1 pseudogene is annotated in these 771 nt (G+C 43.6%); it reads left to right on the top strand.

From position 1 onward, the window contains the following. Nucleotides 1–771, top strand: a pseudogene (locus N7387_RS21310) (hypothetical protein); the annotation flags it as partial.

The following is a 771-nucleotide window of genomic DNA, read 5'->3' as shown; positions in this document are numbered from 1 at the left end:
AAATTCCAACATCGATTTTGCCGCCATGACGTGTACCCTTAACTCAGAAAAAGACGGCAGCAAGATGCAAATGGGGATAAACCCCAATTTTACTAACTTAGGTTTCGGATATATAGCATCGTTCGATAAGGGAAAAAATACCTGGTCTATACTGCAAATCCCGCATGAGTCTGGCACAAGGCAAATAGCATCTCGTCAATGGGTCAGCGATATGATCTCTTATAACGAAAATAATAAAACGACATCAGTTAAATCAACCCCGGATTCATATCTTTGGATAAACGGAGCAGGAAGTATTGGCTATACACATGGGGGTGTTAACTGTTTTGCTGTAAATGGTGGTCAGATGACCATTACAAGTAAAAATATGTATTCAGGAATAAAGCTTGCAAAGGGAGATGGTTTTTCCACTACGCTGGAAACGATGGCTTCTACATCAAGTGCAATATTAAATATTATTCACAGGAATAGCGCAGGTGCAAACCAGTCAGTACATTCTGTGCCAGCGGGAAACGGAACCCTTTTATCTCTGGGGGCTAATGCCTTAGTTGACAGCAGTGGATATTACAAAAAATCATCACCTATTGTGCTAATCTACCCCGATGACCACTACGAAACCAACGACGAATCAGAAGGCGCTGAAGTCAACTGTACCGGCACCGGCCAGTATCACATCACCGGCATCCTTGGTTATAACTCAGATGGTGCATGGGGCGTAAACGGGGGCATCTCAGTACCGCGAGACAATAACGGCCTTGAGCTGGTTTATGT

This window comes from Morganella sp. GD04133 (assembly GCF_029835375.1).
Taxonomy (GTDB): Bacteria; Pseudomonadota; Gammaproteobacteria; order Enterobacterales; family Enterobacteriaceae; genus Morganella; species Morganella morganii_B.
Note: the sequence above shows the minus strand (reverse complement) of the source record. Positions and strands in the feature narration are given on the sequence as shown.